The organism is Micrococcus luteus, assembly GCF_022664405.1.
GTDB lineage: Bacteria > Actinomycetota > Actinomycetes > Actinomycetales > Micrococcaceae > Micrococcus > Micrococcus luteus.
The window spans coordinates 140,944-167,308 of the sequence record NZ_JAKRLB010000002.1 but is presented as its reverse complement, the minus strand read 5'-3'; the positions used below and the strand labels follow the sequence as shown (position 1 = coordinate 167,308).

The window sequence follows — 26,365 nt, the reverse complement described above, 5'->3', positions numbered from 1 at the left end:
ATGCTGCCGCTGATCCCCGCAGACCTGTTGCGCGCGCTCGGCCTGATCCTCGTCCCGGTCGCGGCGGTGCACGCCGGATGGCCGTCCGCGGCGGCGATGCTGCTCGTGTTCGGCTCCCAGTGGCTCACCCGCTGGCTCGCCCCGGGCGGCGCCCTGGACTGGGCCGCGCAGGCGGTCCTGCTGCTGGCCGGGTGGCTGAGCGTCATCGGCCTCTACCCACGGGTGCCGTGGCTGGACCTGCTCGTGCACGCCGCCGCCTCCGCCGTGGTCGCCTGTCTGACGGCACTGGTGGTGGGGGCATGGCTCCGGCGTCGGGGGACCGAGGCCGGGCAGGCCGTGGCGCTGCTCGGCCCGGGCCTGGCCGGGCTGGGGATCGCGGCCGCCGCCGTGGCCCTGGGCGTGGTGTGGGAGCTGGCCGAATGGTGGGGGCACACGGCGGTGACCCCCGAGATCGGTGTGGGCTACACGGACACCATCGGCGACCTCGCCGCCGATCTCGTCGGCGCCGGGATCGGCGCCGCCCTCGCCGTGCGCCGGGAGCGCACCCGGTGACCCCGGCCCGCCCCACGGTCTCCGTGGTCGTCCCGGTGCTCGACGACGCCGAGCACCTGCGCGTGTGCCTCGCCCTGCTGGCCGCCCAGAGCCGGCCGGCGCTGGAGATGGTGGTGGTGGACAACGGCTGCGTGGACGACTCGGCGGTGCTCGCCCGCGCCGCCGGCGCGCGGGTGGTGCACGAGCCGCGCCGCGGGGTCCCGGCCGCGGCGGCCGCCGGCCTGGACGCCGCGGTCGGGGAGCTGCTGGTGCGCTGCGACGCCGACACGCGGATGCCCGCGGACTGGCTCGAACGGATCGTGGCCCGGTTCGACGCCGACTCCGGGCTCGACGCCCTCACCGGGCCGGGGACCTTCCACGACCAGCCCGGCCTCCGGGGGCGGGTGCGGGCGGCGCTCTACACCGGCGCGTACCGCTGGGGGGCGGGCGCCGCGGTGGCGGCCACCCCCGTCTGGGGCTCCAACTGCGCCCTGCGCGCCGAGGCGTGGCAGGCTGTACGGACCCGCGTCCACCGCGAGCGCGGGGACGTGCACGATGACCTGGACCTGTCCTTCCAGCTGGCCTTGGCCGGCCGCCGGATCCGGTTCGATCCGGACCTGCGGGTGGAGGTCGCCGGGCGCATCTTCCACTCCCTGCGCCAGCGGGTGCGGCAGGGCCGGATGGCGGTCACCACCCTGCAGGTCAACTGGGCCCGGCTGTCCCCCGGGCGGCGGTGGCTGCGCCGGGCGGCCCGGTCACGCCCCCGGCCCCACTGGGGGCGTGGCCCCGACGGTCAGTCCCGCGACTGAGCGCCGCCGGCGCCGCGGGCTCGCCTGTCCAACGGGTTGCGACGCAGGGGCAGCCGGTCCACCAGCGGCCGCAGCAGGCCGCGGGTGCGGGGACGCTCGCCGCCGTCGTGCCGGCGCCTGGCCTCGGCCAGGATGTTCGCGGCCATCTCCGGGAACACCACGGCGTGGAAGGGCAGGATGGCGGTCCAGTAGGCGCGTCCGAGCAGGCCGTCCGGCATGAAGACCGCCCGCTGGCGGTAGACGGAGCCGCCGCCCTCCCGCGGCTCGGTGCTCAGCTGCAGCCAGGCCCGCCCGCCGGCCTTCATCTCCGCCCGCAGCGTCAGCCGCCGCCCCGGCTCCACGTCCTCCACCCGCCACCAGTCCACGGCGTCGCCGCGTCGCAGGTGGTCCGGGTCCCGCCGGCCGCGGGTCAGGCCGGGCCCGCCGACCAGCTTGTCCATCAGCCCGCGGATCTTCCACAGCAGCGGGGTGGAATACCAACCGTTGGCGCCGCCCACCGACTCGATCACCGGCCACACCTCCTGCGCGGGCAGGTCGGACTCGCGCTCGCGCTCGTCCGTGTAGACCGTGGTGCCGGCCCACTCGGGATCCGAGGGCAGGGGGGCGGCCGGGTCCGCGGAGCTCTGGAGGTCCGCGTCGAAGGTGACGTCCAGGGGGCCCTCCTTCTCCCGCTTCAGCGCCAGCCGCACGGCGTCCATGTAGGAGGTCAGCCCGCCCGGCGGGTCCGGGATGAGGTCGCGGACCGAGCGGTCCTCCACGACCGCCTCCTCGGCGAGGGATGCGGCCAGGGGCAGGGCCACCGCGACCGGGATGGGTGTCACCATGCCGATCCAGAAGCCCGCCAGGGTCTTCAAGGGCAACGGGGTGGGGACCACGATGCGCCGGGACAGGCCGGCGGCCTTGGCGTAGTCCACCAGCACGCTCGCGAACGACTGGGGGTGCCCGTTGCCGATCTGGGCCCGCAGCTGCACGGGCTCCGGGAGGGCGCAGGCCTGCAGGAGGTAGTACAGGACGTCGCGGATGGCCAGCGGCTCCACCCGGTTCCTCAGCCAGGACGGGCCGGGCATCACGGGCAGCCGCTCGGCGAGGTGGCGGATCATCTCGAACGAGGTGGAGCCCGAGCCGATGATCACCCCGGCCTCGAACGTCAGTGCCGGGGTCGCCGCCCGCTCGAGACGCTCGGCCACGAGGGCGCGGGAGCGCATGTGGTCGGACAGCTCCGCGACGGGGACCGTGTCCGGGTGCAGGCCGGAGAGATAGACGAGCTGGGCCACGCCGGCCGTGTCCGCGGCGGTGCCCACGATGTCCGCGATCCGCTGCTCCTGGGCCACGAAGTCGCCGCCCCCGCCCATGGAGTGCACGAGGTAGAGCACGGTGTGCACCTCCTGCATGGCGGCTTCCACGAGGTCCACCTCGGTGAGGTCGAGCTCCACCGCCTCGATGCTGTCCGACCACGGTCGGTCCGCGAGGTCGGAGGGGTTCCGGGCGCCGGCCCGGACGTCGAAGCCGGCGGCGAGCAGCTCGGGGATGAGGCGCCCGCCCACGTACCCGGTGGCACCGGTGACGAGGACGCGACGGCCCCGACCGTCCGGCAGGGACAGGCCGAGGGGGGAGGTGTGGGGCGCCGGCGTGGCACCGGCGGGGACGGGGGAGGGCTGTGTGGACGCCATGGGCGCACTCTAGGGTCCGGGGCGGGTCGGGCTGAAGGTCTCAGGTGTGCGGACCCGGGGCCCGTGAGTGGGCACGCCGCCGGACCTGCGTCGGTCGGAGCGGGCCCGGCACGGTCCGTGAAAGACTGCTCGCTATGGCCACTGCAGATTCCGGAGACGTCCTGCCGCACCTGCGCACCGAGGCCATCCGCGCCGTCGTCGGGCCCACCAGTGCGGACCGCGGCTTCGCCGTGGCCGCGTCGGGTGCCGTGGGGCGCCTGCGCTATGACGCCGCCACCGGCCGTCTGAGCGCCTCCGTCCAGGGCACCGCGCCCAGCCCCTACCGGGTGCAGGTGCAGCTGCAGGAGGCCTACGACGACGCCGCCGCAGCCGGCGCCGGTGCCCTCATGGAGCCGGTGGGCGGGCGCTGCACGTGCCCGGTCGGGACGGACTGCAAGCACGTGGCCGCCGCGCTCTACCAGGTGGTCCGCCTCGACGCCGACCAGGCCCTCGACGACGCCCGCCGCAAGCTCGCCGAGATGGTCACCACGGCGGACGCGCTGCCCGCGCCCGCCGGCCGGGGCCACGACGGCGGCGGCCCGGCCGGCCTCGACGCCCCGGCCGCGGACGGGGCGGCACCCCCACCCCCTGCCGGCCTGGACTGGCGACGGGTCATGGAGCCGCTGGCCGGACTCCACGGCCCGCGCCGGGTGGGCACGCCGCCCGCGCTGGCGATCGGCGTGGAGCTCGTGGCCGAGTCCTCCCGCAACGCGTTCCAGCAGTGGGGCCCGGCGACCGCCGGGGAGGAGCAGGTGCGCGAGGGCCGCCCGCTGTACGTGACCGTGCGCCCGCTCAAGCGCGGGGCCAAGGGGACGTGGATCAAGGGCGGGCTGACGTGGAAGGCGTTCCAGTTCCCGCGCGCCGAGTTCGCCCCCGCCCAGGAGCGGGCGATGCGCCTGATCTGGCGTCAGGTCCAGGCCGAGGACTCCTACCCGGGCGACGCCTGGTTCGGTCTGCACGTCTTCGACTCCCCGCGGATCTGGCAGCTGCTCGCGGAGGCCCGCGAGGTCGGGGTGGAGCTCGTGCCGCTGGGGCTGCTGACGGACGTGGTGCTGGAGGCGCCCGTCGCCGTCGGGCTGGACGTCACCGGCGCCCCCGACGGCGGTCTGGACGTGGCCCCGTCCCTGGACCCGGCCCCGCCCGGCCCCGGGCTGTGCGGTGTGCACGCCGTGGGAGGCATCGGCTTCTACCGCGTGGAGCTCACGGACGAGGAGGCCGTGCTCCACCTGATCCCCGCCGCACGCCCCGTCCCCGAGGCCGTGCAGCAGCTCGTGCTCGCCGGCGGGCCCGTGCGCGTGCCCGCCGCGGACCGCGAGGAGTTCCTCGGCCGGATCTACCCGCGGCTGCGTGGCGCCCTGCCCGTGACCAGCGGCGACGCCTCCGTGGAGCTGCCCGAGTTCGAGCCGCCCGTGCTGCGGCTGCGCGCCGACTTCCGACCCGGCCACGAGCTCGTGCTCCGCTGGTCCTGGCTCTACTTCGACCCGCCCCGCGAACTCGGCCTCGACGCCGGCGGCGACCCCCTGCGGGACACCCGGCACGAGGACGCGGTGCTGCGCGCCGTGGCCGAGCTCTGGCCGCGCGCCGGCCGTGCGGAGGAGCAGGTCCTCGAGGGCGTGGGCGCCGCCCGGTTCTCCGAGCAGGTGCTGCCGCTGCTGCAGCGCGCGGACCACGTGCGCGTGGACGTCACCGGTGACCGCCCCGACTACCGCGAGCTGAAGGCCGCCCCGCGCATCGAGGTCGGCACGAAGGCCACGCAGAACGACTGGTTCGACCTCGGCGTGCAGGTCTCCGTGGACGGGCACGTGCTGCCGTTCGTGGAGCTGTTCACCGCGCTCGTGCAGGGCAGGACCACGCTGATCCTCGCGGACGGCTCCTACCTGGGCCTCGACCACCCCGCCTTCGACCGGTTGCGCGCCCTGCTCTCCGAGGCCGCCACCCTGCAGGAGTGGACCCCGGAGCACACCCCCGTCTCACGGCACCAGGTCGGCTTCTGGGAGGACCTCAAGGAGCTCGCGGACGAGGTGGACGAGGACCCGGAGTGGACCGCCGCCGTCGGGCGTCTGGCCGCCGTCGAGCGCCTCCCCGAGGCCCCGCGCCCCGCCGGCCTGAAGGCCGACCTGCGCCCCTACCAGGAGGAGGGCCTGCGCTGGCTCGCGTTCCTGTGGGAGCAGGACCTCGGCGGGATCCTGGCCGACGACATGGGCCTGGGCAAGACCGTCCAGACCCTCGCGCTCTTCGCCCACGCGCGCCAGGCCCGGCCCGAGCGGCCGCCGTTCCTCGTGGTCGCGCCGAGCTCCGTGGTGTCCGTGTGGGCGGCCGAGGCCGAGAAGTTCACCCCGGACCTCGACGTGCGCGTCCTGGACACCACCACCCGCAAGCGCGGCACCGCCGTGGCGGACGAGGTGGCGGGGGCGGACGTGGTGGTCACCAGCTACACGCTCCTGAGGATCGACGCCGGCCAGTACGGCGGACTCGACTGGGGCGGGGTGGTCTTCGACGAGGCACAGTTCCTGAAGAACCGCGCCGCGAAGGTGCACACGGTGGCCCGCGACCTGCGCGCCCCCTTCCGGCTGGCCATCACCGGCACGCCGATGGAGAACTCCCTCAGCGACCTGTGGGCGCTGCTGGGCGTCGTCGTGCCGGGCCTGTTCCCGAGCCACCGCCGGTTCCGCGAGACCTACGTGACCCCCATCGAGACCGGGGGGGACCCCGAGCGGATGGCGGCCCTGCGCCGCCGCGTGCGCCCGTTCATGCTGCGCCGCTCCAAGGAGCTCGTGGCGAAGGACCTGCCGTCCAAGCAGGAGCAGATCCTCCAGGTGGAGCTCGAGCCGGCCCACCGCAAGCTCTACGACCGCGTGCTCCAGCGCGAGCGCCGCAAGGTGTTGGGCCTGCTCGGGGACATGGACGGCAACCGGTTCACCATCTTCACGTCGCTCACGCTGCTGCGGATGCTCGCGCTGGCGCCGCAGATCGTCGACGACCAGTACGCCTCCGTGCCCAGCTCGAAGCTCGAGCGGTTCCTCGACGACCTCACCGAGGTGATCGGCGAGGGGCACCGCGTGATCGTGTTCAGCCAGTTCACGAGCTTCCTGCGGGTGATCGCCGAGGAGCTGGACCACCTGGAGATCGAGCACGCGTACCTCGACGGCTCCACGCGCGGGCGCGCCGACGTGATCCGCGGCTTCCGCGAGGGCGAGGCGCCGGTGTTCCTGATCTCCCTGAAGGCGGGCGGCTTCGGCCTGACCCTGACCGAGGCGGACTACGTGTTCCTCATGGATCCGTGGTGGAACCCCGCTGCGGAGGCGCAGGCCGTGGACCGGGCGCACCGGATCGGGCAGGAGCGGACCGTGATGGTCTACCGGCTCGTGTCCGAGGGGACGATCGAGGAGAAGGTGCTCGAGCTGCAGCGGCGCAAGGCCGAGCTGTTCGGCGCGCTCATGGACGAGTCCGACGACTCCGGAGCCGGCGCCTTCACCGACTCCCTCACCGCCGAGGACATCCGGGAGATGCTCGGCGCCGAGGAGTGAGGGCCGCGCGAGGCGGGCCGGACGTTTTCGTTCACGAAACGGCGGCGTGTCGCGACGTTTTCGTTGATGAAACGGCGTCCCGCCCGCCCGTTTCGTCAACGAAAGTCGTCCCCGGGGCGCCGTTTCCCGAACGAAAGCGGGGGGTAGCCTCGGGCCATGCGTCGCCCGTCCCGTTCCAGCACCACCACCCCCACCTTCGTGCCGTCCGCCCGGTCGCAGGTGCCGCCGTTCACGGTGATGAGCATCCTTGGCCGGGTCGCCGCACTGCGCGCCGCCGGCCACGACGTCGTCAGCCTGTGCGCGGGGGAGCCGGGCGGGGGCGCCCCGCCCGCCGTCGACGCCGCGGCCGCCGCCGTCCACGCCTCCGGCCGTGCCCTCACCTACACCCCGGCGCTGGGCCTGCCGGAGCTGCGGGCCGCCGTCGCCGGCCACTACCGCCGCTGGTACGGGCTCGACGTGCGCCCCGAGCAGGTCGCGATCACCACGGGCTCCTCGGGGGCGTTCATGCTCGGCTTCCTCGCGGCGTTCCCCCCGGGGGACCGCGTGCTCCTGCCGCGCCCCGGCTATCCGGCGTACCGCAACATCCTCACGGCGCTCGGGGTGGAGGTGGTGGACGTGGACGTCGACGCCGGCACCCGCTACCAGCCCACGGTCGCCCACCTGGAGGCGGCGCTCGCGGAGGGCCCGGTCGCGGGGCTCGTGCTCGCCTCCCCGGCCAATCCCACGGGCACGATGGTCAGCGCCGCCGAGCTCGCCGAACTCGCCCGCTGGTGCGAGGAACGCGGTGTGCGGCTCGTCTCGGACGAGATCTACCACGGCATCGTGCACACGGACGGGGAGGGGCTCGGCGCCTGCGCATGGCGCACCTCCCGCACCGCGCTCGTGGTCAGCTCGTTCTCCAAGTACTGGGGCATGCCCGGCTGGCGGCTGGGCTGGATGCTCATGCCGGACGACCTCGCCGCCGCGGTCGACGGCCTCGCCGGCTCGGTCGCCCTCTGCCCGCCCGCCGCGGCCCAGGAGGCGGCCGTCCACGCGTTCAGCGAGGAGTCCTACGCGTTCTGTGCCGAGCAGGCCGGCGGCTTCACGGCGACGCGCGGCGTAGTGCTGGCCGCCCTGCCCCGGCTCGGCTGGGCCGACGCCGCCCCCGCCGACGGCGCCTTCTACCTCTGGGCCCGTCTCGCCCCGGGCATGCTGGCGGAGTTCGGCAGCGCCGTCGGCTACTGCGCCGCCCTGCTGGAGGAGGCCGGCGTCGCGCTGACCCCCGGCGACGACTTCGACGCCGTCCACGGGCCCGAGTCCGTCCGGCTCTCCTTCGCCGCCGGCCCGGACGCCGTCCACGAGGCGCTCGAGCGGATCGCCGCCTGGCATGCGGCGCGCGGCCTGGCCTGACGGGCTCCGCCGCGCGCCGCACCGCCCGACGCCTCAGCCGCCCGACCGGCGTGTCCGTGACGGCCCGGTCGCCGAGCAGTCGGGCGCGGTAGATCAGCGGGTTGTGGCTGACCAGCACCCGCGCATTGCGCCCATGCCGGTCCAGCCCGCGTGTGCGCAGGGTCGCGGAGGCCCCGCCCACCTCGAACAGGCGGGTCGCCGCGCGCTCGAGGGCGTCACGTGCCGGTTCTCGCGACGGGGGCGCGCCGTCGGCGCCGCCGGGATGACGGGGTGAGGTCCACCGCAGTATTGCGAATCATCCGCAACAGTCTTTATTGTGAATCAGTCGCATCTTCTCGCTCTCGTGAAAGGCTCCCCGTGTCCCACTTCGCCCCGCAGCGCCGTTCCACGCGCACCGCCACCTTCTCCGCCACCCTCGCCGCCGCGGCCATCGCCCTGACGGCGTGCGGCGCGGACGCCGACCCGTCCGGCCCGACGTCGGCACCCGCCTCCGCCGCGGGCGGCTCCGAGTCGCCGGCGGGTGAGGCGACGGCGGCCTCCTCCGTCTCCGCGGAGGACCGCGTCGACCCGACCCAGACCACCGAGGTCTCCGCGGTGACGCCGCGCATCCTGCTCTCGCACGAGGACGGGCTCACGCTGCTCGACGCCGAGTCCGGTGAGGTGGTGAAGGAGCAGGACATCACGGGCTTCAAGCGGCTGAGCAACGCCGGCAACGGCAAGGACGTCCTGGTGACCACCGGGAAGGGCTGGGAGGTGTTCTCCACCGGCATCCAGGCCAAGGCCCACGGCGATCACTTCCACCACTACGAGTCCGCGCCCGGCATGACCGGCGTGACGTTCCCGGGTGAGCATCCCGGCCACGTCGTCACCCACAACGGCAAGACCACCCTCTTCGCGGACGGCACGGGCGCGATCCGCACCTTCGACTCGACCCACCTGGACAAGGCGACCCCGGACCTCATGCCCGTCATGACGGAGGCCGAGACCGAGGACCCGCACCACGGCGTGGCGCTCGAGCTCTCCGACGGCACCCTCTTCACCACGCAGGGCACCGAGGACTCCCGGAACACGCTCCAGGTGATCGACCCGAAGACCGGCGAGGTCACGGCCGAGACCGACGACTGCCCCGGCAGTCACGGCGAGGCCGCGGCCCAGCCGACGGAGGCGGGCGACGTCGTCGTGATGGGCTGCGAGAACGGGCCCGTCGTGTACCGGGACGGCGAGTTCCACAAGGTGGAGGTCGAGACCGAGTACCAGCGCTCCGGGAACCTGTTCGGGTTGCATGACTCACCCATCGTCCTGGGTGATCACAAGGTCGAGGAGGAGCCGAAGGAAGCCGTCGAGCGGCCCACGGGGATCGCCCTCATCGACACCCGCACCGATGAGCTCACCACCGTGGACCTCGGCTCGTCCTACTGGTTCCGCTCGCTCGGCCGCGCTGAGGACGGCTCCGCGGTCGTGCTGACCTACGACGGCGAGGTCACCGTGATCGACGAGGAGACCGGTGAGGTCACCGCCGAGTACCCGGTGATCGAGCCGTGGAAGGAGAAGGACGAGTGGCAGGAGCCCGGTCCGATCCTGAAGGTCGCCGGGAACACCGCCTACGTGACGGACGCGGAGAACCGGAGGCTCGTGGCCGTGGACCTGGAGACCGGTGAGACCGTCCTGGAGAAGGACCTGGAGTTCGCCCCGGTCGAGATGGCCGTGGTCACCGGCCAGCCGGAGTCCGTGAAGCCCGAGGAGGGCGCGCACGGTGACGAGGACCACGACGACCACGACCACTGATCGGGCCGGACATGGCGGCGGGGGTCAGCGCCGCGCGGCCGTGGCCCCCGCCGGAACCGGGTCCGACGCATCGGCGGGGTGTCCGAGGCGCGGGGCGGACGGCTGGAGCGCGAACACGAGCAGCGTGAGCGGGCCGACGAACGGTACCAGCCCGAGGAACAGCCACGCGCGGCTGAAGCCCGCATCGTGGAGGCGCCGGGCGAGCAGGGCGAGCGAGGGGAGCGCGTGCGTGATCCCCACCAGGAGGACGGCCGCGTCGCGGAGGGACAGGTCCGGCGAGCCGAGGACGAACACGTCCAGGGCGGTGGACACGAAGTGAACGACGGCCTGCAGGAGCCATAGGTAGAGCGCCGCGAGCCAGAAGTCGGCGCGGGAGGCGCGCCCGCTGAACTGCACGTAGCCGGCGTAGTAGCGGCGGATGGCCTGGAGCATGTTCATGGTCCGGCCCTCAGTCCTGCCGCGGGGACGCCAGCAGCCCCTGTGCCGCGACGATCACGAGCATCGCAGCCCCCGCTGCGGTCGCCCCCGCGGGCCCGGCCACGGGATCGCCGAGAGCCGCGAGTACGGCACCGGCGAGCCCCAGCACGGCCATCGCCCCGCCGATCCACCAGAACACCGGGGCCTGGAATGCCCGAGCGAACGGGAGGAAGTGGCCACCCACCACGGCGGCCACCAGGGCGATCTGGGCCGTCGGTGCGTCGAGTCCGAAAGCCACCAGGCGGGTCACGGGGAGGAGCGCCAGCATTGTGACGACGGCGATCCCGTAGACGCGCCGCGGGCGGGCGTCGGCACGGTGGGCAGCATCCGCCGGCGCAGCAGCACCACCACCAGGGTGAAGCTGATGAGCGAGACCGCGACGCCCCGCAGCGTGCCCTGGTGCTCTGGCGGCAGCCCCGCGATCCCGCCGAACAGGAAGGCGCCGCCGCCGACCACCCCGATCAGCCCGCCCGACACCACCGGGTGCCGGAGGTGGCCGATCCCGCGGACGGGCGGGTCGTCGTCGAAGTGGGCCGGCCGCATGGGGCGGGCCGTGGTCGTGTCCGTCATGGTTCCCCCTCGCATCACGTGTGACATGCGTCATCCTGCCATGACGGGTGGACGGGTCAGGCCCCCTGTGGACAGGCCTCGATGATCATCAACGGGTGCTCCGCCGCGTCGAATGGGCGGCCGTGCCAGTCGCTCCAGACGCGGTCCACGCCCTCGTCCGAGTACTCGGTGCGCCATCGGTGCACGACGACGCCGTCCGCGTCCGGCGTGCTCGTGGCCTCGGACTCGAGTAGGGCGACCGGCCGCCGTCGTCCGTTCCGTGGGCTCCTGCTGCCAGTCCTGGTCGATCAGGTGCATCGCCACGTTCCCGCTCATGATCACCAGGTCCGCCGACGCCGGCTCGATCAGCTCCGCGGTGCCCCGCCGCCACTCGACGCGGTCCCCGCCGGCGCGCGCCCGGGCGACGCGCAGCATGGCCTCGGCCGGGTCCGGATGCATGGACGGCACCGTATCGTGCAGATGACCGCAGCCCCCACCACGAAGACGCAGAAGCGCCTGGCCGGCTGGGTCCAGGGCGTGTCTTCTCACTGGGCACGCACCCATGGCGGCAGTTCAGTGCGTCATGCCTCGTGGCCGTGGCTGCTGTAGACCACGATCGGCGCCCCACTGGGATCACGCGTGCTCTTCCACACGGTCATGCCGATTCGTTCGGCCACGCGACGGGAAGCCGTGTTGTCGGGGTTGATGATCGCGGTGACCAGCGTTGCGTCCAGGGTCTCGAACCCGTATCGCAGGCAGGCAGAGGCCCCCTCGGTTGCCAGTCCCTGTCCCTGGTGTTCGGGCAGGACGTGGTAGCCGACCTCGAGGACCTCTTGGCCGTCGACGTTCTGCCAGGTCAGGCCGCAGTCACCGATGAAGTCGCCGGTGGTCCAGTGTTCGATGACCCACAGGCCGAACCCATGCGTGGCGTAGTTGTCCTTCGACCAGTTGATCCACCGCCGCACCTCATTGCGCGACTTGGCTCGCGGGTAGTAGCGCATGACCTCCGCGTCTCCGAGGAGCCTGAACATGTCGTCGAGGTCAGCGTCGGTCATGCACCGGAACGTGAGTCGATCGGTGGGTTGCGGGATCACCCGACGACCTTACCGACGGCACTGAACCGGCTTCTTGTCTTCGACATGTGCGTGAAACCGCCCCGCGGTCTGCCGCGCTCACCCCACGAAGACGCAGAAGGGGTGGCCGGCCGGGTCCGCGAACACGTACAGGGGCTCGTCCTCGTCGTCGGAGCGGTCCAGGATGAGGCGTCCGCCCAGGTGCAGCGCGTGGTCGTGGGCCGCGTCGAGGGACTCGCGGTCCGGCACGGTGAAATCCAGGTGCAGCTGCATCGGCACCTCGGGTGACGGCCACGTGCTGGGCTTCAGTTCGTCGGTGCGCTGGAATGTCAGGACGCGGCGGCCGTCGTCGTCCAGCAGCACGAGCCAGTCCGCGCTGTCCGGCTCGCGGCCGTCCGCGAGCTCGTCGCCCGCGCGGTAGTGGAGGCCGAGGAGCTCGCGGTAGAACTCCGCGACGGAACGGATGTCGACGGCGTCGATCACCGGCTGCTGGAGCGCAGGATGGGTGACCATGGCCACACATTAAGCAACCTCGGTGTCCGCGTCAGCGTCTCGGCCTCAGTCGACGTCGTCGCGCCCCGCATCCACCCACCGCGCGGCCGGCACGACGGCGGCCAGCGAGACCACCGCCAGGACCTGCCACCCCGCGAGCGCCCAGCCGACCCCGAGCGTCGCCCCGAGCGCACCTCCCGCGAGGGTCGCCAGCGGCACGGAGCCCCGGGTGAGGGTGCGCCGCATCGCGGTGACCCGCCCGAGCGTGCCCTCGGGGCAGGCGCGGGCGGTCACGGCGGCCTGGGTGATGTTCCCGAGCAGGACCATGAACCCCCAGAGGGCGGCGCCGGCCAGCAGCCACGGCCCGGCATGAGCACGGTCGGCGTAGGCCAGCAGGTGCAGCCCCACGGCCACGGCGCAGCCGACCGAGCCGAGGAGGATGCACCGGCGCTCGCCCAGGCGGTCGATGGCCCGGCCCGCCAGGGACGAGGCCGCCAGTGCCCCGACCGCGCCCGCGGTGATCTGGATGCCCAGGAACTCCGGCCCGAGCCGCAGGTCGGTCAGGATCCAGACCGCCTCGACCGGGGCGAAGAGGGCCATGCCCACGTTGGCGGCCACCGACCCCATCGTCAGCAGCCACAGGACCGGGGTGCGCCGCAGGACCGTCCACCCCTCCGCGGCGTCCTTCCCGAACCGGGCCCAGCGGGACAGGACGTCCGCGACGCCGGGGTCCCCGTCGTCGTCCGGGACGTCCGCCGCGGCGGAGGGCCGCAACCGCACCCGGAGCGCGACGATCGCCGCCGCGAAGAGGAACGCCGTCGCGATGCCGAGCACGGGCCCTGCGCCCAGCGACCCGACGAGGACGCCCGCCGCGGCGGGCACGATCAACACGAGGGCGGCGTCGGCGGACTCGAGCCGCGCCGTCAGGCGGGCGACGGCGGTGGCCGGCACGACGCGCGGCACGAGCGCGGTCTGGGTGGTCTCGGCCAGCACCGTGAGCACGCCCAGCAGGGCCATGACGGCGGCGAGGTGACCGAACGTGAGCGCGTCGAGCGCCCACGCCACGACGAGCGAGCCGAGCACCGCCGCCTTGGCGAGGCCGGTGGCCGCGAGCAGCCGCGGGCTGAGGTGTCGGTCCACCACGATGCCGATGGGCACGCCGAGCAGGAGGAATCCCAACCCGGAGAGCGTCATCAGCACGCCCATGCCGTCGGCGCCCACGCCGAGCAGGAGCACCGCCAGGACATCCAAGGCGACGTCCGTGGCGGACCGGCCACCCGCGTCGAGGGCGTTGGAGGCGACCAGCCACCGCGCCCGTCCTTCCGGCGGCGGGGGCGTCCCAGTGTCAGGGCCGCGGGGGGTAGGCGTCTGGCGACGCGGGTCCATGCTCACCGCCACACGTGGAGCAGGTAGCCGTAGCTCAGCGACGTCGTTGCGGGGTGCTCGGCGAGCCACGCGTCGGCGACCCCTCGCTCGAACTCCAGCCGCAGGACGGCCTCGAGGTCGGCGCGGGAGTCGAAGGTCCACGAGCTCATGACCTCACGGGTCTCGGCCCCGATGCCGGCCCACCACTCGCGCGCGTACGTGTCCTGGCCCTGCGCCGCCGCGTTCGTGCTCGCCCGCAGCAGCTCGGCGAACTGGCCGCGCTCGGTGTCGTTGTCGATCACCACGAGCGCGCCGCCGGGCCGCAGCACCCGGGTGACCTCGTCCAGGCCGGGTCGGACGTCCCAGCGCGGGTGCGGGAAGAAGTACGCGAACCGGGCATGCACGACGTCGACGCTCGCCTCCGGCAGCGGGATCTGCTCGGCCGAGCCGTACAGCACGCGCGCCCCGCCGGGGCGGGCGCGGGCGGCCCCCAGCAGGCGCACGTCCGGCTCGACGGCGATCGTCTCGGCCGCGTCGGCGTAGCGGGGCAGCCAGAAGCCGGTGCCCGCACCGAGGTCGAGCAGCGTCCGCCCGGCCCAAGGCGCCGCCTCCTGCAGCGCCGCCCAGAGGGCGCCCTCACGGTCCATGGCCGCGTTCTCTATCTCGTACAGCGCCGGGTCCACGCCCTGGTTGCCCGAGGGACGGAAGTCGGGCAGGCCCGTGGCCGGTCCGCCCGGTGTGCTCTGCGTCATGCCCGGGAGTCTGACACACCCCCCCCTCCACGCCGGTCCGTCACACGGGTCTGCCACGGCCCGCCGCGCCCCGGAGAGGCTCCGGCCGGTCCTGGATGGCGCGGTGGCGGCTCATGTGACGCGCGAGCCGGCCGCCCGCTGGACTCGCGGCGGCCCACCGCGTGGGATGGGCTCACCACCCATCCAGAGCGGCCGAGAGATCTGGCTCGACGACGCCGCAGCAACCCGCCCGCCGGACCCGGACCCCCGGGAACGGCAGGCCCGGTGCTACCGCCAGGACCGATGGAGGAGAGCAGATGCCCCGTCACGCCACACAGCAAGTCCACGCCGGCTACGAGCCCGCCGCACCCCACCGGCCGGTCGTCCCGCCCATCCACCAGACCACGGCGTTCCGTTTCCCGGACCACGCCACGGCGGCATCGATGTTCCGGCTCGAGACCCCCGGCTTCACCTACAGCCGCACGGGCAACCCGACCGTCGCGGTGTTCGAGAACCGCCTCGCCGCACTGGAGGGCGGCATCGGCGCGATCGCCACGGCCACCGGCCAGGCCGCCGTCGCGCTGTCCCTGCTGGCGCTGCTGCAGGGCGACAAGCACCTGGTCGCCTCCAGCCAGCTCTACGGGGGCACCGTCGACCTGCTGACGGACACGTTCGCGGACTTCGGCATCGAGGTCACCTTCGCGGACCCGGCGGACCCGCCCGCGTGGGCCGCCGCGGTCCGGCCCGACACGCGCGCGTTCTTCCTCGAGGCCATCACCAACCCGCTCGCCACCCTCCCGGACCTGCCCGCGCTCGCGGACCTCGCCCACGCGGCCGGTGTGCCGGTGGTGGTGGACAGCACCCTCGCGACGCCGGCCCTCTACCGGCCGCTGGAGCACGGCGCCGACGTCGTCGTGCACTCGGCCACCAAGTTCCTCGGCGGACACGGCGCGGTGCTCGGCGGCGCGATCGTGGACGGCGGCACGTTCGACTACGGCGCGGCGCCGGACCGGTGGCCGCAGCTGGCCCGGCCCAAGGCCCGCTACGGCGGGCAGACGCTGGTCGAGCGGCACGGCCGTGGCGCCTACCTGACGCTGGCCCGCAGCAAGTTCCTGCACGACCTCGGCCCCACCCTCGCCCCCGCGAGCGCGGCGCAGTTCATCCAGGGGCTCGAGACGCTCGACCTGCGCGTGGCCCGCCACACCGCCACCGCGCTGGCCGTGGCCCAACACCTGGCCGGGCACCCCGCGGTCGCGCGGGTGCACCACCCCGGTGTGGCCGGGCATCCCAGCGCGGCGCTGGCCGCCCGCGACTTCCCGGACGGCGTCGGCTCGGTGTTCTCCTTCGACCTGGCCTGCGGCCCCGAGGCCGTGGCCCCGTTCCTCGACGCGCTCGAGCTGTTCCAGCTGGTGGTCAACGTCGGTGACGCCCGGTCCCTCGTCTCCCACCCGGCGACCATGACGCACTGCCGCCTGACGCGGCAGCAGCGCGAGGCCGCCGGGATCGCCGAGACCACCGTCCGGCTCTCCATCGGGCTGGAGTGTCCCGACGACCTGATCGCGGACCTGGACCGTGCCCTGGCCGCGGTGTCCGCCGCCGGGCCGGCCGTCCCCGCCGCCACGCCCGCCGTCCCCGAGACCGCCGCCGTCACCCAGGAGGTGCGCTGAGATGACCGCCGTCCACCACACCACCCGCTCCGTGTCCCGCCCCGCCGTCCGCGGCTTCACCACCACCGCCGTGCACGCCGGCCAGGAGCCCGACCCGCTGACCGGCGCCGTGGTGCCGCCGATCTACCAGACCAGCACCTTCGTGCAGGACGGCATCAACGTGCTGCGCGCCGGGCATGAGTACAGCCGGGGCTCCAACCCGACCCGGAACGGCTTCGAGACCCAGCTCGCCGCCCTCGAGCACGGCGACCGGGCGTTCGCGTTCGCCTCCGGGCTCGCCGCCGAGGACGCCCTCCTGCGGGCCGTGCTGCGCCCCGGCGACCACATCGTGCTGGGCGGCGACGGCTACGGCGGCACCCACCGCCTCATCACCACCGTCCTCGAGCCGTGGGGCGTGTCCAACACCCCCGTGGACATCACCGACCCGACGGCGGTCGCCGCGGCCGTCCGTCCCGGCCGCACCGCGCTGCTGTGGGTGGAGACGCCGTCCAACCCGCTGCTCGGCATCGCGGACCTGGCCGCCTGGGCGCAGATCGCCCACGACGCCGGCGCGCTGCTGGTCGTGGACAACACGTTCGCCTCGCCCTACCTCCAGCGGCCCCTCGACCTCGGCGCGGACGTCGTGGTGCACTCCACCACCAAGTACATCGGCGGGCACTCGGACGTGCTCGGCGGCGCCGTGGTGGTGGCCGACCGCGAGTTCCGCGGCCGGGCGCTGGCCGAGGCGGTGGCCTACCAGCAGTTCGCCGCCGGTGCGGTCGCCGGCCCGCAGGACTCCTACCTCGCCGCCCGCGGCCTCAAGACGCTCGGCCTGCGCATGGACCGGCACGGCGCCAACGCCGCCGCGCTCGCGGGCTGGCTGCAGGGCCGCCCCGAGGTCGCCCAGGTCTTCTACCCCGGGCTGCCCGACCACCCGGGCCATGCACTCGCCGCGCGGCAGATGGACGGCTTCGGCGGGATCGTCTCCATCCGGTTGGCTGGGGGAGAGGCCGCGGCCCGCGCGTTCGCCGAGGCCACCGAGCTGTTCGCGCTCTCGGTCAGCCTCGGCGGGGTCGAATCGCTGCTCTGCTACTCCTCCGAGATGACCCACGCCTCCGTGCGGGGCACGCCCCTGGCCGTCCCCACGGACCTGGTCCGGCTCTCCGTCGGCATCGAGGACGTGGCCGACCTGCAGGCGGACCTCGAGGCCGGCCTCGAGTGCGCCGCACGCGTCGCCGCCGGCCGCGGGGCGCCGTCGTCGTCCGCGGTGCCCCGTCCCGCCCCCGCCCACCACCGCACCACCCACGCCCGCACCCCGGAGAGGACCCGATGAGCCACGCCACCCTTGTCCCGAGCACCGCGCCCACCCGCGTGGACGACCTGACGTTCAGCATCCACACCACGCCGTTCGACGAGGACTACACGCCCGCCGCCAGCACGCGCGCCACCACGAACTTCGCGAACCTCGCCCGCGGTGCGGACCGGCGGGAGAACCTGCGCGCCGCCCTGGCCATGATCGACGGGCGCCTCAACGACCTCGCCCCCTGGGACAACCCGGAGCGGGACCGCTACACGGCACGGATCGAGATCGTCTCGATCGACGTGCACTTCACCGCCGACGACGGCGCGGATGTCGACTTCCCGCTCATGGAGATGCTCGACGTGCGGGTGGTCGAGCGTGCGACGGGCGCTGTGCTCGGCCGCAGTGTGGGGAACAACTTCTCCTCCTACGTCCGCGACCACGACTTCTCCGTGGTGCTGCCCGCGCACGCGGCGACGTCGCCGGGGACCGAGGAGCCCGACGGCTTCGGCGACCTGCACGGGCGGCTGTTCCAGCACCTGCTCGACTCGCAGGCGTACCGGGAGCGGTTCCCGCAGCCGCCCGTGATCTGCATCAGCGTGTCGACGAGCCGCACCTACCGGCGGCTGACGAACGAGCACCCGGTGCTCGGGGTCGAGTACCGCCAGGACGAGCCCTCCCGCACGGACCGCTACTTCGGCCGGATGGGCCTGGGGATCCGGTGCTTCCTGCCGCGCGGGGCCGTGGCGCCGCTGGCGTTCTACTCGCGGGGCGACCTGCTCAACGACCACGCGAACCTCTCCCTGGCCGGGCTGATCGCCACCATGGAGACCTTCCAGCGGATCTACCGGCCGGAGATCTACAACGCGAACGCCGGGGCCGGCGAGGTCTACCGGCCGCGCCTGGACCACGGCGACTTCTCGCAGACCCGGATCGCCTACGACCGCGAGGAGCGGGCCCGCCTCGGCCGGGAGCAGGGGGAGTACACGCAGGAGCACTTCGTGGGCCCGCACCGCGACCTGCTGGAACGCTGGGCCGCCGCCCACGCCGCACGAGACACCGAGGAGACCCGATGACCACCCTGATCCCCACCGCCCTCGTCGGCAGCCTGCCGAAGCCCGGCTGGCTCGCCGAGGAGGAGACGCTCTGGTCGCCCTGGAAGCTCGAGGGGGAGCAGCTGCGCGAGGGCAAGCTCGACGCGCTCGCCCTCGCCGTGGCCGATCAGGAGCGTGCGGGCATCGACATCGTCTGCGACGGCGAGCAGACCCGCCAGCACTTCGTCACCACGTTCATCGAGCACCTCGGCGGTGTGGACTTCGACCGGCGCGAGACGGTGCGGATCCGCGACCGGTACGACGCGAGCGTGCCGACCGTCGTCGGGGAGGTGGGCCGGCCGGCGCCGGTGTTCGTGGACGACGCGAAGGCCCTGCGCGCGCGGACGGACCGGCCCATCAAGTGGACCCTGCCCGGGCCGATGACCATGATCGACACCCTCGCCGACCGCCACTACGGCAGCCGCGAGAAGCTCGCGTGGGAGTTCGCGCGCATCCTCAACGAGGAGGCGCGGGAGCTGGCGGCGGTGGGCGTCGACGTCGTGCAGTTCGACGAGCCCGCGTTCAACGTGTTCTTCGACGACGTCCGCGACTGGGGCGTGGCGACGCTCGAGCGTGCGGCCGAGGGCCTGACGTGTGAGACGGCCGTGCACATCTGTTACGGCTACGGGATCAAGGCGAACAACGACTGGAAGGCCACGCTCGGGGAGGAGTGGCGCCAGTACGAGACGTCGTTCCCGCTGCTGCGCGAGTCCACGATCGACACGATCGCCCTGGAGCGGCACCACTCCCGGGTGCCGGCGGAGCTCATCGGCCTGCTGCGCGGCAAGAAGGTGATGGTCGGCGCGATCGACGTGGCGAGCGACGAGATCGAGACGCCCGAGGAGGTCGCGGCGACCCTCCGGGAGACCCTCGAGTTCGTGGACGCGGACAAGCTGATCGCGAGCACCAACTGCGGCATGGCGCCGCTGGCTCGCTCCGTGGCGCGGGACAAGACCGCCGCGCTCGTGGCCGGCGCGCGGATCCTCCGGGAGGAGCTGGGCGGGGAGTGAGGGGGGCCTGATGGCCTTGCCTGGCCGGCGGGGCCCCGTCAGGATCGTCTGCATGGATCCTGATGCGAGCCCCCGTGTCCGGCTCACCGCTGACGATCCCCGGCCGGGCAGTCGTCCCGCGACGTCGACCGAGGGGCCCCACCGACAGCTTGATCAGCGATCATCGCCGGAGCTGTGGGGCCGTCTGGTCGCTGCGGTGTTCGCCCTCGACGGCGTCGAGGAGGGCCACAGCACCGTCTCGCCAGCAACGTCGCGCGCCGTCCACCTGACAGGCCGGCCGGAGGAGCGCACCCCGGAGGTCAACCTCTCACCAGGCCGGCGCTGGGAGCCGGTGCACCTGCATGGGGTGGACGACACGTCAGTGCACCTCGTCCTGGCGCCCGAGCGCGGCGTTCGTCTGACCGAGCTCGGATGGCTCGAACCGCATGGCTACGCGGACTTCGGCACGGAGTGGATGCTCTACGGTCCGCGGGACGAGGCGGAGCTGGCCGTCGTCGTCGGGATCATCGAGGAGTCGCTCGCCTACGCGCGCGGCTGACACAGTGTCCCGGGGCGGGGAAGCGGAGGCGGGAGGGGACTGCGAATTTTTCTTTTTCGCGGGTAGTCTTGTTCCATGACTGCGACGGTGAATGACAAGCACACGGTGCTGCCGCCGACGGACCTCGAGGAGATGCTCGACCTCGGCAGGTTCCTCGACGGCCTGACGCAGCCGGCCGCCCTGGTCGGCCCTGACGGCCAGAAGGTCCCCCTGCCGCCAGAGGCTTTCAACGTCCTGCGGGACGTCGTCGAGGCGATGCGGGTGGGCAAGGCCATCACGGTGGCACCCGTCGACCAGCTGCTCACGACACAAGAGGCGGCGAACTTCCTCGGCATCAGTCGTCCCACGCTGGTGAGGCTGCTCGAGGAGGGCGCGTTGCCGTACGAGAGGACGACCGGTGGTCGGCACCGACGCATCCGGCTCCAAGACGTCGTGTCCTATCAGCAGCGGAAGCGCGGGGAGCGGCGTGCCTCGCTGAGCGACCTCGTAGGGGAGGCCTCGTCTGCGGGGCTCTACGACCAGAAGGCGGAGTCCTACCGCGAGGCGTTGCGTCAGGCTCGCGCCGACCTCCGGGGTGAGCGCGGGTAGTGGCTCGCTTCAGCGCGGTGCTCGACGCGTGCGTCCTCGTGCCCATCGCCCAAGCGGACACCTTGCTGCATCTGGCCGAGGCGGGCCTCTATCGGCCGGTATGGAGTGGGCGGATCCTCGACGAGACGGTGCGCGCACTGGAAGCGATGCATCCAGACATGCGTGCGTCGGGGGCGGCGCGTCACCGTGCCGGGGTCATGGACGCCGCCTTCGACGACGCGCGGGTCGAGGGGTGGGAGCAGCTCGTGCCCGGGATTGACCTTCCGGACCCCGATGATCGGCATGTGGTCGCCGCCGCGATCCAGGGGCGTGCTGACCTGATCGTCACGGCGAATCTGAAGGATTTCCCGCGTGAGGTCGTTGAGTCCTTCGACATCGAGGTGCAGAGTCCGGACGAGTTTTTCATGAACCAGCTCGACCTGGACCCGGCTCGAGTGATGACGGCTCTCGCAGCCCAAGCGGGCGCGACACGGAATCCTCCGTTGACCGTCAGTGACGTCCTTGAGCGGCTGGTGCCGTGCGGTGCACCCCTGTTCGCGGAGGCCGCACGAGCCCAGCTCTGGCGGGTCGACGTTGAGCGACCTTGATTCAGCCCGACGCCAGAACCGGCGTCTGTCGGCTCACCCCCACACGCCGGAACCGGCGATGAGCCGGACCGCGAGCACCGCCATGACCACCGCGATCACCACGTCCACCACGCGCCACGCCTTCGGGTCGGCGAGCACCCGGGCCAGCAGGCGCGCGCCGTAGCCGAGCGCGGTGAACCACAGGACCGAGGCGGCGACGGCGCCGGCGGCGAAGACCCACCGCGCGTCGGGACCGTGCTGGTTGGCGAGGCTGCCCAGCAGCACCACGGTGTCCAGGTAGACGTGCGGGTTGAGCCAGGTCAGTGCGAGCGTGGTGGCGACGACCGAGCCCGCGGTCCGCGGCGCCTGCTCGGCCACGAGCCCCTGCGGGCGCAGCGCGGCACGCAGGGAGGAGACCGCGAACCAGAGCAGGTACAGGGCGCCGCCCCAGCGCAGCACCTCGAGCAGCCACGGCACGGCCTGCACGAGCGCGCCCACCCCGGCGGTCCCGGCCAGGATCAGCACGGCGTCCGAGGCCATGCACACCAGCACGACGGCGCCCACATGCTCCCGGCGCACGCCCTGGCGGAGCACGAAGGCGTTCTGGGCGCCGATGGCGACGATGAGGGCGAGTCCGGTGAGCAGGCCGGTGCCGGCGAGGGTCCACATGGGTGAGGACGCTAGGGCCCGGCCTGGCCTGAGCCAAACGAAGAGAACTGCAGGTGCCTAAGCTCTGCTTCATGAACCTGGATCAGCTGCAGGCGCTGCGTGCGATCGCGGACGAGGGCTCGTTCGAGGCGGCCGCGTACGAGCTCGGCGTCAGCGCCTCCGCGGTCAGCCAGCGCATCCGCGCCCTGGAGCGGGAGGTGGGCCAGGTGCTGATCCGGCGCGGCACACCCTGCGAGCCGACCGAGGCCGGCGTCGGCCTGGTGCGCGTGGCCCGGCACATGCGGGTGCTCGAACAGGAGGCGTGGGCCGGGCTGGGCCGCACGGCGGCCGGGCGCAGCGTCACCTCCCTGGCCGTGCCCGCCGACGTGCTGGGCACGTGGTTCGGGCCCGTCCTGGCCGAGGCCGCCGACTGGGACGACACGGTCCTGGACCTGCACGTCGAGGACCAGGACCACAGCGCCCGGCTGCTGCGCCGGGGCGAGGTGCTGGCCGCCGTCACCACGGAGCCGCAGCCGGTGCAGGGGTGTGCGGCGGAGCCGCTGGGGAGCATGCGCTACGTCCCGCTCGCTTCGCCCGCCCTGCTCGCCCGGCACGCGGCGGGCGACGTCGTCGACCTCGGCGCGATGCCCATGATGCGCTACAACGCGAAGGACGACCTGCAGCGCCTCGCGCTGAGCGGCGCCGGGCTGGACGTCGCCCCGCCCACGCACCTGGCGCCGTCGTTCGACGGGTTCCACCGGTCCGTCCGGGCCGGCCTGGGGTGGGGGATGCTCGTGGACGCCCAGGCCGTCGAGGACGTGCGCGCCGGCCGGCTGGTCCGCGTGCCCGGGCTCGACGACGTCCTCGTGCCCCTGTACTGGCAGGCGGCCACACTGCCCGTGACGCGCCTGGTGCGGCTCACGCGGGCGGTGCGGGAGGCGGCCCAGCGGACGCTCGAGCGGGGGTGAGGCGGCGCCGCGGGTCGCGGGCCGTCAGCGACGTCGCAGCGGTGCCGGCGCTTCCATGGACGCCTCGGCCAGCACGGGCCGGAAGCCCAGCGCCTCGTTGACGTCGAGCATGTGCCGGTTCTCCTCGGCGTTCCACGTGATGATCGCGCGGGCCCCGGGCAGCGCGTCGCGCACGGCGATGAGGTTCGCCGCCTTCACGCGCATGCCGAGGCGGTGGCCGCGGTGCTCGGGCAGCACGATGGTGTCCCACTGGTCGATGAGCCCGTCCGGGCGCGAGCGGGGCGCCACCAGCTCGCTCAGGGCAACGATCCGACCGGTGGCGCGGTGCCGCGCCACCGCGCGGAAGAGGCGCCCGGTCGTGAGGATCTGCTCGTCCATGCGACGCACGCGGGCCGCGTCCCACACCTGCTCCACCACGGTGCGTTCCCCGGAGGGCACGTCCGTGGCCATGCGGGCCTTGAGGACGGCAAGGTCGTCCTGCAGGGACGCGTCGGCCGCGCCCTCCCAGGCGTGGAGCTCGTAGTCCGACGAGACGCGTTCGGCCTCGGCCAGGGCGACGGCGGGGTCGATCCCCGGATCGGCGAAGTCATACCGGCTCACCCGCTCGATCTGGACGAGCGCGAAGCCGTAGGACTGGGCGAGACGCACACCCGGATGTTCGGCGGACACCGCGCCGGCGCCGTTGGGCGGGGTGAGCGTCCGTTGCCCGGCCACCGGCCGCGGCGTCAGCGGCCAGGTCTCGAAACGGGTGAGGCCGGCGGTGTCCAGGACGAGCCGCTCGGCCAGTGCCCGGCCGTGGCCGCGTCCGCGGTGCCGCGGGTGGACGTAGACGTTGAGGGCGGCCGCGTCAGGGTCGTCGACCTGGTTGATCAGGACGCGGGCGTAGCCGACCGCCTCGCCGTCGACGTACGCCAGGTAGCGGCGCAGCGTGTGGTCGGTCTCGGCGGCGGCCTGGATGAGCGCGTCCGTGGGGGTCTCGTCCCACTCGGTCGTGCCGATCAGTTCGTGGTTGTACTCGTCTCCGAGCTGGCAGTAGGCCCGCCAGTGGGGGTCGTCCGACGAGACGGGCAGGGGGAATTCGATGATGTCAGGCATGCGGTGACTGCTTTCTGAAGAAAGGGGTGGGCGCAGAGGCACCCGTCGAGCCGTGCTCGAGACGGGCGCGCGGGGAGGCCGGTGGTGGCTCGTCGGACCCACGGCGTCACTGCTGCTGCATCATGGGGTGAACTGTGTCACGATGCGGATCGGTGGGCAAGGGCCTTTGCTGTCGAGATGCAGGCAAGGTTCCACACGACGCGCGGTGGACTCTTCGCGTATCGGGCGGGATCCGGTCGGCGTGACACTGGGTGTCCAGGTGGGCGCCCCCGCGCACCCCAGGGCTCGCTCGAAACGTACGGACGGCTGCCGCTCTAGCGGGTTGGTTGTGGCGAGCCGTGCGGCGGGCGGGCAGGGCCGGAGGGGGCGCACACGGCGCATGGCGGGGCCCCTCGTCGTAAACGACCGATTGTGCCGCCTGGGCGAGCTTGCCGGACGGGCGGGGCGATCCGTCGGCGCCCCGATTCTCTGATGGTTTAGCTCTGGGCGGGTTCGATCGCCCCGTTGACGAGCCGCACGACCTCGTGGGGGTCCTCGACCGTGACCATCACGCGCTCGTACTCCTCCTCCGGGCTCAGGGTGAAGACGACGACCTTCTCGTAGCCTGAGATGTTCCAGAACTGCTTGTTCCCGCCAGCGTGGAAGGTGCCGGAGAGCTTGTTCGGCAGACCCAGTCCGGGGCCACGCCACCCCTTGGGCTCGTTGCGCAGGTCTGGATCGTAGGTCGCGCCCAGGACGTGCTCCAGGGGGAACTGCAGCTTGCCAGTGAAGGACCACAGCTTGTCTAGGCCGGTGGGCTCAATGGTTAGGGTGCCATCCTTGATGGTGACCGTGTTGTTGCTCATGAGGTGCTCCTTTTCTGCGGGGTCGAGATGCCGGCTCGGGTGAACAGGCGCTCGGCGAGGACGGCGGGGGTGATGTGGAAGCGGGCGAGGACGGCGGCGACCTTCTGCTGTATGCGCTCATCGGACGGAGCAAGATCGGTCAGCGCCACCAGGCAGAGGTCCAGTCGGGTGGCGGGGTCGACTTCTGGCTCGCATACGTGGTCGAGGGCGCGCAGGAACAGGCCTTGCTTGCTGCCGAAGACGCCGTAGAGGCTGCTGCGGTTCACGCCCGTGGCCCGCACGAGGTCCTCGACGGAGGTGGCGTGGAACCCGCGGTTGCAGAAGACGTCTACCGCCGCGGCAATGGCGGTCGCTTCGTTGAACTCTCTGGGCCTGGGCATGGTTACAGAATGATCGTTCCAGAACGATCAGTCAAGACCGGAATGGCCTAGGGCATGTCTGACAATCGTTTTGACCATGCGATCACAGCATTCAGGACCACAGCGGCCCTGTAGATGATCGCGTACTTGTCATACCGGGTCGCCAGGCCCCGCCATTGCTTCAGGTGCGCGTACTGGCGCTCGATCACGTTGCGGCCCTTGTAGGCGTCCGCGTCGAGGCCGACGGGGCGCCCGCCGCGGGCACCGCGCCGTCTGCGGTGGCCTCGCTGATCTGCCGGTTCGGGGATGACCGCTTTGATGCCGCGGGCACGTAGGTGGGTGCGGATCGCCCGGGAGGAGTACGCCTTGTCGCCCAGCACGGCCTCGGGGCGGGTCCGGGGCCGCCCTACTGGCCGGGTCACGCGCAGCTGCTGCAGGAGAGGAAGCAGCATCGGGGAGTCCCCTGCCTGGCCGGGGGTGATCAGGCTGACCAGCGGCAGCCCGGTCCCGTCGACGAGCTGATGGATCTTCGTGCTCAGCCCGCCACGGGAGCGCCCGATGCCGTGATCGGCCGGTTCCTCATGCGGATTCTTGTAGTTCGATCCATCCCCCTGTGTGGCGGGTGATGTTCGTCGCGTGCTGGTGGGCGCGGGCGATCGTGGAGTCCACCGAGACCGACCAATCGATCAGGCCTTCGGCGTCAGCGGCGGCGGTCAGCGTGGCCAGCACCGTGTCCCATGTGCCTTTTTCGGCCAAGCGCCGATGCCAGGTCCACACGGTCTGCCAGGGCCCGTAGACCTCGGGCAGATCCCTCCAAGCGATTCCGCACCTGTATCGGTAGATGATCGCCTCCACCATGGTGCGGGCGTCGGCGAACGGCCTGCCGGCGCGGCCGGTCCGGGTCGGGAGCATCGGGGCGATCAACTCCCATTGGGCGTCGGAGAGCATCTGGAACCGGGACATGTCCCCAGGGTCTCAGCTGACTCGTGCATCTATTCTCAGACACGCCCTAGGGGGAGTTGGGTGCCAGCTGCGGGTCGGTTTCCAGCGGAGCGGGCCCCGCGTGGGAGCTGTCTGGCGAGGGTTGTGGCGAGGATTCAGTCCGCCCCACACGACCGTTTGCGCCCTTAGTCCGAACACGGAGAGTGGCTGGGCAGATGCGTCACGGGAGTTTTCGCCGAGGGGCCTCCCGGCGTGCGTCTGATGCGACACTGGCCGCATGAATATCGCTTGGACCAGACGGCCTAGGACGCGAGTCGTCTGCATGGGCG

Annotated in this window: 26 protein-coding genes and 1 pseudogene; 13 read left to right on the top strand and 14 right to left on the bottom strand. The window is 73.0% G+C overall.

Going from position 1 to position 26,365, the window contains the following annotated elements; genetic code table 11:
* Together MF605_RS01650 and crtX are read left to right on the top strand one after the other, a co-directional pair.
* Positions 1-552 carry a DUF2238 domain-containing protein gene (locus MF605_RS01650; RefSeq protein WP_186315400.1) on the top strand — a complete coding sequence of 184 codons (552 nt, stop codon included), beginning with the start codon at positions 1-3 and terminating at the stop codon, positions 550-552.
* Positions 549-1,340: a C50 carotenoid glucosyltransferase CrtX gene (crtX, locus tag MF605_RS01645; protein WP_073117246.1), complete on the top strand. Its 792-nt coding sequence runs from the start codon at positions 549-551 to the stop codon at positions 1,338-1,340. The genes MF605_RS01650 and crtX overlap by 4 nt, the downstream gene beginning before the upstream one ends.
* Here the strand turns inward: crtX and MF605_RS01640 are convergent.
* Positions 1,325-3,010, bottom strand: a complete 1,686-nt coding sequence (locus tag MF605_RS01640; RefSeq protein WP_134416920.1) for an SDR family oxidoreductase — start codon at positions 3,008-3,010, stop codon at positions 1,325-1,327. The two genes, crtX and MF605_RS01640, sit on opposite strands and share 16 nt — an antisense overlap.
* Before the next feature lie 134 nt (positions 3,011-3,144).
* Here MF605_RS01640 and MF605_RS01635 point away from each other — a divergent pair, with 134 nt between their 5' ends.
* Both MF605_RS01635 and MF605_RS01630 read left to right on the top strand, forming a co-directional pair.
* Positions 3,145-6,576, top strand: a complete 3,432-nt coding sequence (locus tag MF605_RS01635) for a DEAD/DEAH box helicase (RefSeq protein ID WP_134416921.1) — start codon at positions 3,145-3,147, stop codon at positions 6,574-6,576.
* A 156-nt stretch (positions 6,577-6,732) separates the two neighbouring features.
* Positions 6,733-7,965, top strand: a complete 1,233-nt coding sequence (locus MF605_RS01630) for an aminotransferase class I/II-fold pyridoxal phosphate-dependent enzyme (protein ID WP_134416922.1) — start codon at positions 6,733-6,735, stop codon at positions 7,963-7,965.
* Between the two features lie 43 nt (positions 7,966-8,008).
* On the opposite strand, the pseudogene MF605_RS01625 reads toward MF605_RS01630, so the two are convergent.
* Positions 8,009-8,179 (bottom strand): annotated as a pseudogene (locus MF605_RS01625) (acyl-CoA dehydrogenase family protein); the annotation flags it as partial.
* Positions 8,180-8,322: 143 nt separating this feature from the next.
* Between MF605_RS01625 and MF605_RS01620 the strand changes: the two are divergent.
* Entirely contained in the window at positions 8,323-9,750 is a 1,428-nt protein-coding gene (locus MF605_RS01620; protein ID WP_134416923.1) for a PQQ-binding-like beta-propeller repeat protein, read from the top strand.
* 24 nt (positions 9,751-9,774) lie between these two features.
* Here the strand turns inward: MF605_RS01620 and MF605_RS01615 are convergent, their stop codons facing one another.
* The 7 genes from MF605_RS01615 to MF605_RS01585 form a co-directional block, all read right to left on the bottom strand.
* Positions 9,775-10,188: a DUF805 domain-containing protein gene (locus tag MF605_RS01615; protein ID WP_036381342.1), complete on the bottom strand. Its 414-nt coding sequence runs from the start codon at positions 10,186-10,188 to the stop codon at positions 9,775-9,777.
* 10 nt (positions 10,189-10,198) lie between these two features.
* Positions 10,199-10,477 (bottom strand): DUF7010 family protein, encoded by a 279-nt coding sequence (locus tag MF605_RS01610; RefSeq protein ID WP_230594461.1) that lies wholly within the window; start codon positions 10,475-10,477, stop codon positions 10,199-10,201.
* Positions 10,474-10,797 (bottom strand): hypothetical protein, encoded by a 324-nt coding sequence (locus tag MF605_RS01605; RefSeq protein ID WP_036381347.1) that lies wholly within the window; start codon positions 10,795-10,797, stop codon positions 10,474-10,476. The genes MF605_RS01610 and MF605_RS01605 overlap by 4 nt, the downstream gene beginning before the upstream one ends.
* A gap of 560 nt (positions 10,798-11,357) precedes the next feature.
* Entirely contained in the window at positions 11,358-11,870 is a 513-nt protein-coding gene (locus MF605_RS01600; RefSeq protein ID WP_036381349.1) for a GNAT family N-acetyltransferase, read from the bottom strand.
* A 78-nt stretch (positions 11,871-11,948) separates the two neighbouring features.
* A complete protein-coding gene (locus MF605_RS01595; protein ID WP_036381449.1) occupies positions 11,949-12,362 on the bottom strand; it encodes a VOC family protein in 414 nt (137 codons plus the stop codon).
* 45 nt (positions 12,363-12,407) lie between these two features.
* Positions 12,408-13,727, bottom strand: coding sequence for an MFS transporter (locus MF605_RS01590; protein WP_277933325.1), 1,320 nt, complete (start codon positions 13,725-13,727; stop codon positions 12,408-12,410).
* A gap of 2 nt (positions 13,728-13,729) precedes the next feature.
* Complete coding sequence (locus MF605_RS01585) at positions 13,730-14,458, bottom strand: class I SAM-dependent methyltransferase (RefSeq protein WP_041103385.1); 729 nt, start codon at positions 14,456-14,458, stop codon at positions 13,730-13,732.
* A gap of 296 nt (positions 14,459-14,754) precedes the next feature.
* Here MF605_RS01585 and MF605_RS01580 point away from each other — a divergent pair, with 296 nt between their 5' ends.
* The 7 genes from MF605_RS01580 (at position 14,755) to MF605_RS01550 (ending at position 21,200) form a co-directional block, all read left to right on the top strand.
* Positions 14,755-16,104, top strand: coding sequence for an O-acetylhomoserine aminocarboxypropyltransferase/cysteine synthase family protein (locus MF605_RS01580; RefSeq protein WP_020626562.1), 1,350 nt, complete (start codon positions 14,755-14,757; stop codon positions 16,102-16,104).
* A 1-nt stretch (position 16,105) separates the two neighbouring features.
* Positions 16,106-17,416, top strand: a complete 1,311-nt coding sequence (locus tag MF605_RS01575) for a cystathionine gamma-synthase (RefSeq protein WP_041103384.1) — start codon at positions 16,106-16,108, stop codon at positions 17,414-17,416.
* Positions 17,413-18,459 (top strand): DUF1852 domain-containing protein, encoded by a 1,047-nt coding sequence (locus MF605_RS01570; RefSeq protein ID WP_052520042.1) that lies wholly within the window; start codon positions 17,413-17,415, stop codon positions 18,457-18,459. Before MF605_RS01575 ends, MF605_RS01570 begins: the two co-directional genes overlap by 4 nt.
* Complete coding sequence (locus tag MF605_RS01565) at positions 18,456-19,487, top strand: methionine synthase (RefSeq protein ID WP_036314939.1); 1,032 nt, start codon at positions 18,456-18,458, stop codon at positions 19,485-19,487. Before MF605_RS01570 ends, MF605_RS01565 begins: the two co-directional genes overlap by 4 nt.
* 196 nt (positions 19,488-19,683) lie before the next feature.
* On the top strand, positions 19,684-20,025 hold the full coding sequence (locus tag MF605_RS01560; RefSeq protein WP_060973795.1) for a luciferase domain-containing protein: 342 nt from the start codon (positions 19,684-19,686) through the stop codon (positions 20,023-20,025).
* 75 nt (positions 20,026-20,100) lie between these two features.
* Positions 20,101-20,613, top strand: coding sequence for a helix-turn-helix domain-containing protein (locus MF605_RS01555; RefSeq protein ID WP_134416925.1), 513 nt, complete (start codon positions 20,101-20,103; stop codon positions 20,611-20,613).
* Positions 20,613-21,200, top strand: a complete 588-nt coding sequence (locus tag MF605_RS01550) for a PIN domain-containing protein (protein WP_123244356.1) — start codon at positions 20,613-20,615, stop codon at positions 21,198-21,200. The genes MF605_RS01555 and MF605_RS01550 overlap by 1 nt, the downstream gene beginning before the upstream one ends.
* A 33-nt stretch (positions 21,201-21,233) precedes the next feature.
* Here MF605_RS01550 and lysE read toward each other — a convergent pair whose 3' ends face one another.
* Positions 21,234-21,848, bottom strand: coding sequence for an L-lysine exporter (gene lysE, locus MF605_RS01545; protein WP_060973796.1), 615 nt, complete (start codon positions 21,846-21,848; stop codon positions 21,234-21,236).
* A 71-nt stretch (positions 21,849-21,919) separates the two neighbouring features.
* Here lysE and MF605_RS01540 point away from each other — a divergent pair, with 71 nt between their 5' ends.
* A complete protein-coding gene (locus MF605_RS01540) occupies positions 21,920-22,795 on the top strand; it encodes an ArgP/LysG family DNA-binding transcriptional regulator (protein WP_073117255.1) in 876 nt (291 codons plus the stop codon).
* Positions 22,796-22,819: 24 nt separating this feature from the next.
* Here the strand turns inward: MF605_RS01540 and MF605_RS01535 are convergent, their stop codons facing one another.
* The 4 genes from MF605_RS01535 to MF605_RS01520 all read right to left on the bottom strand — a co-directional run bounded on the left by MF605_RS01535 (position 22,820) and on the right by MF605_RS01520 (position 26,057).
* Positions 22,820-23,890, bottom strand: a complete 1,071-nt coding sequence (locus MF605_RS01535) for a GNAT family N-acetyltransferase (protein ID WP_010080043.1) — start codon at positions 23,888-23,890, stop codon at positions 22,820-22,822.
* Between the two features lie 476 nt (positions 23,891-24,366).
* A complete protein-coding gene (locus MF605_RS01530; RefSeq protein ID WP_044659264.1) occupies positions 24,367-24,735 on the bottom strand; it encodes a hypothetical protein in 369 nt (122 codons plus the stop codon).
* Entirely contained in the window at positions 24,732-25,115 is a 384-nt protein-coding gene (locus MF605_RS01525; protein ID WP_044659263.1) for a TetR/AcrR family transcriptional regulator, read from the bottom strand. The genes MF605_RS01530 and MF605_RS01525 overlap by 4 nt, the downstream gene beginning before the upstream one ends.
* Positions 25,116-25,162: 47 nt before the next feature.
* Positions 25,163-26,057, bottom strand: a protein-coding gene (locus tag MF605_RS01520) for an IS5 family transposase (RefSeq protein WP_242821224.1) whose coding sequence is annotated in 2 segments (ribosomal slippage) — positions 25,163-25,699 and positions 25,701-26,057 — 894 coding nt in all. Because the reading frame shifts where the segments join, the coding sequence is not laid out codon by codon here.
* Positions 26,058-26,365: the final 308 nt, after the last annotated feature.

Coding starts and splice junctions, on each gene's coding strand:
- MF605_RS01640 (WP_134416920.1), bottom strand. CDS start 3,010: ATGGCGTCCACACAGCCCTCCCCCGTCCCCGCCGGTGCCACGCCGGCG.
- MF605_RS01565 (WP_036314939.1), top strand. CDS start 18,456: ATGACCACCCTGATCCCCACCGCCCTCGTCGGCAGCCTGCCGAAGCCC.
- MF605_RS01590 (WP_277933325.1), bottom strand. CDS start 13,727: ATGGACCCGCGTCGCCAGACGCCTACCCCCCGCGGCCCTGACACTGGG.
- lysE (WP_060973796.1), bottom strand. CDS start 21,848: ATGTGGACCCTCGCCGGCACCGGCCTGCTCACCGGACTCGCCCTCATC.
- MF605_RS01650 (WP_186315400.1), top strand. CDS start 1: ATGCTGCCGCTGATCCCCGCAGACCTGTTGCGCGCGCTCGGCCTGATC.
- MF605_RS01605 (WP_036381347.1), bottom strand. CDS start 10,797: ATGACGGACACGACCACGGCCCGCCCCATGCGGCCGGCCCACTTCGAC.
- MF605_RS01630 (WP_134416922.1), top strand. CDS start 6,733: ATGCGTCGCCCGTCCCGTTCCAGCACCACCACCCCCACCTTCGTGCCG.
- MF605_RS01540 (WP_073117255.1), top strand. CDS start 21,920: ATGAACCTGGATCAGCTGCAGGCGCTGCGTGCGATCGCGGACGAGGGC.
- MF605_RS01635 (WP_134416921.1), top strand. CDS start 3,145: ATGGCCACTGCAGATTCCGGAGACGTCCTGCCGCACCTGCGCACCGAG.
- MF605_RS01530 (WP_044659264.1), bottom strand. CDS start 24,735: ATGAGCAACAACACGGTCACCATCAAGGATGGCACCCTAACCATTGAG.
- MF605_RS01615 (WP_036381342.1), bottom strand. CDS start 10,188: ATGAACATGCTCCAGGCCATCCGCCGCTACTACGCCGGCTACGTGCAG.
- MF605_RS01555 (WP_134416925.1), top strand. CDS start 20,101: ATGACTGCGACGGTGAATGACAAGCACACGGTGCTGCCGCCGACGGAC.
- MF605_RS01585 (WP_041103385.1), bottom strand. CDS start 14,458: ATGACGCAGAGCACACCGGGCGGACCGGCCACGGGCCTGCCCGACTTC.
- MF605_RS01595 (WP_036381449.1), bottom strand. CDS start 12,362: ATGGTCACCCATCCTGCGCTCCAGCAGCCGGTGATCGACGCCGTCGAC.
- MF605_RS01535 (WP_010080043.1), bottom strand. CDS start 23,890: ATGCCTGACATCATCGAATTCCCCCTGCCCGTCTCGTCGGACGACCCC.
- MF605_RS01575 (WP_041103384.1), top strand. CDS start 16,106: ATGACCGCCGTCCACCACACCACCCGCTCCGTGTCCCGCCCCGCCGTC.
- MF605_RS01580 (WP_020626562.1), top strand. CDS start 14,755: ATGCCCCGTCACGCCACACAGCAAGTCCACGCCGGCTACGAGCCCGCC.
- MF605_RS01525 (WP_044659263.1), bottom strand. CDS start 25,115: ATGCCCAGGCCCAGAGAGTTCAACGAAGCGACCGCCATTGCCGCGGCG.
- MF605_RS01570 (WP_052520042.1), top strand. CDS start 17,413: ATGAGCCACGCCACCCTTGTCCCGAGCACCGCGCCCACCCGCGTGGAC.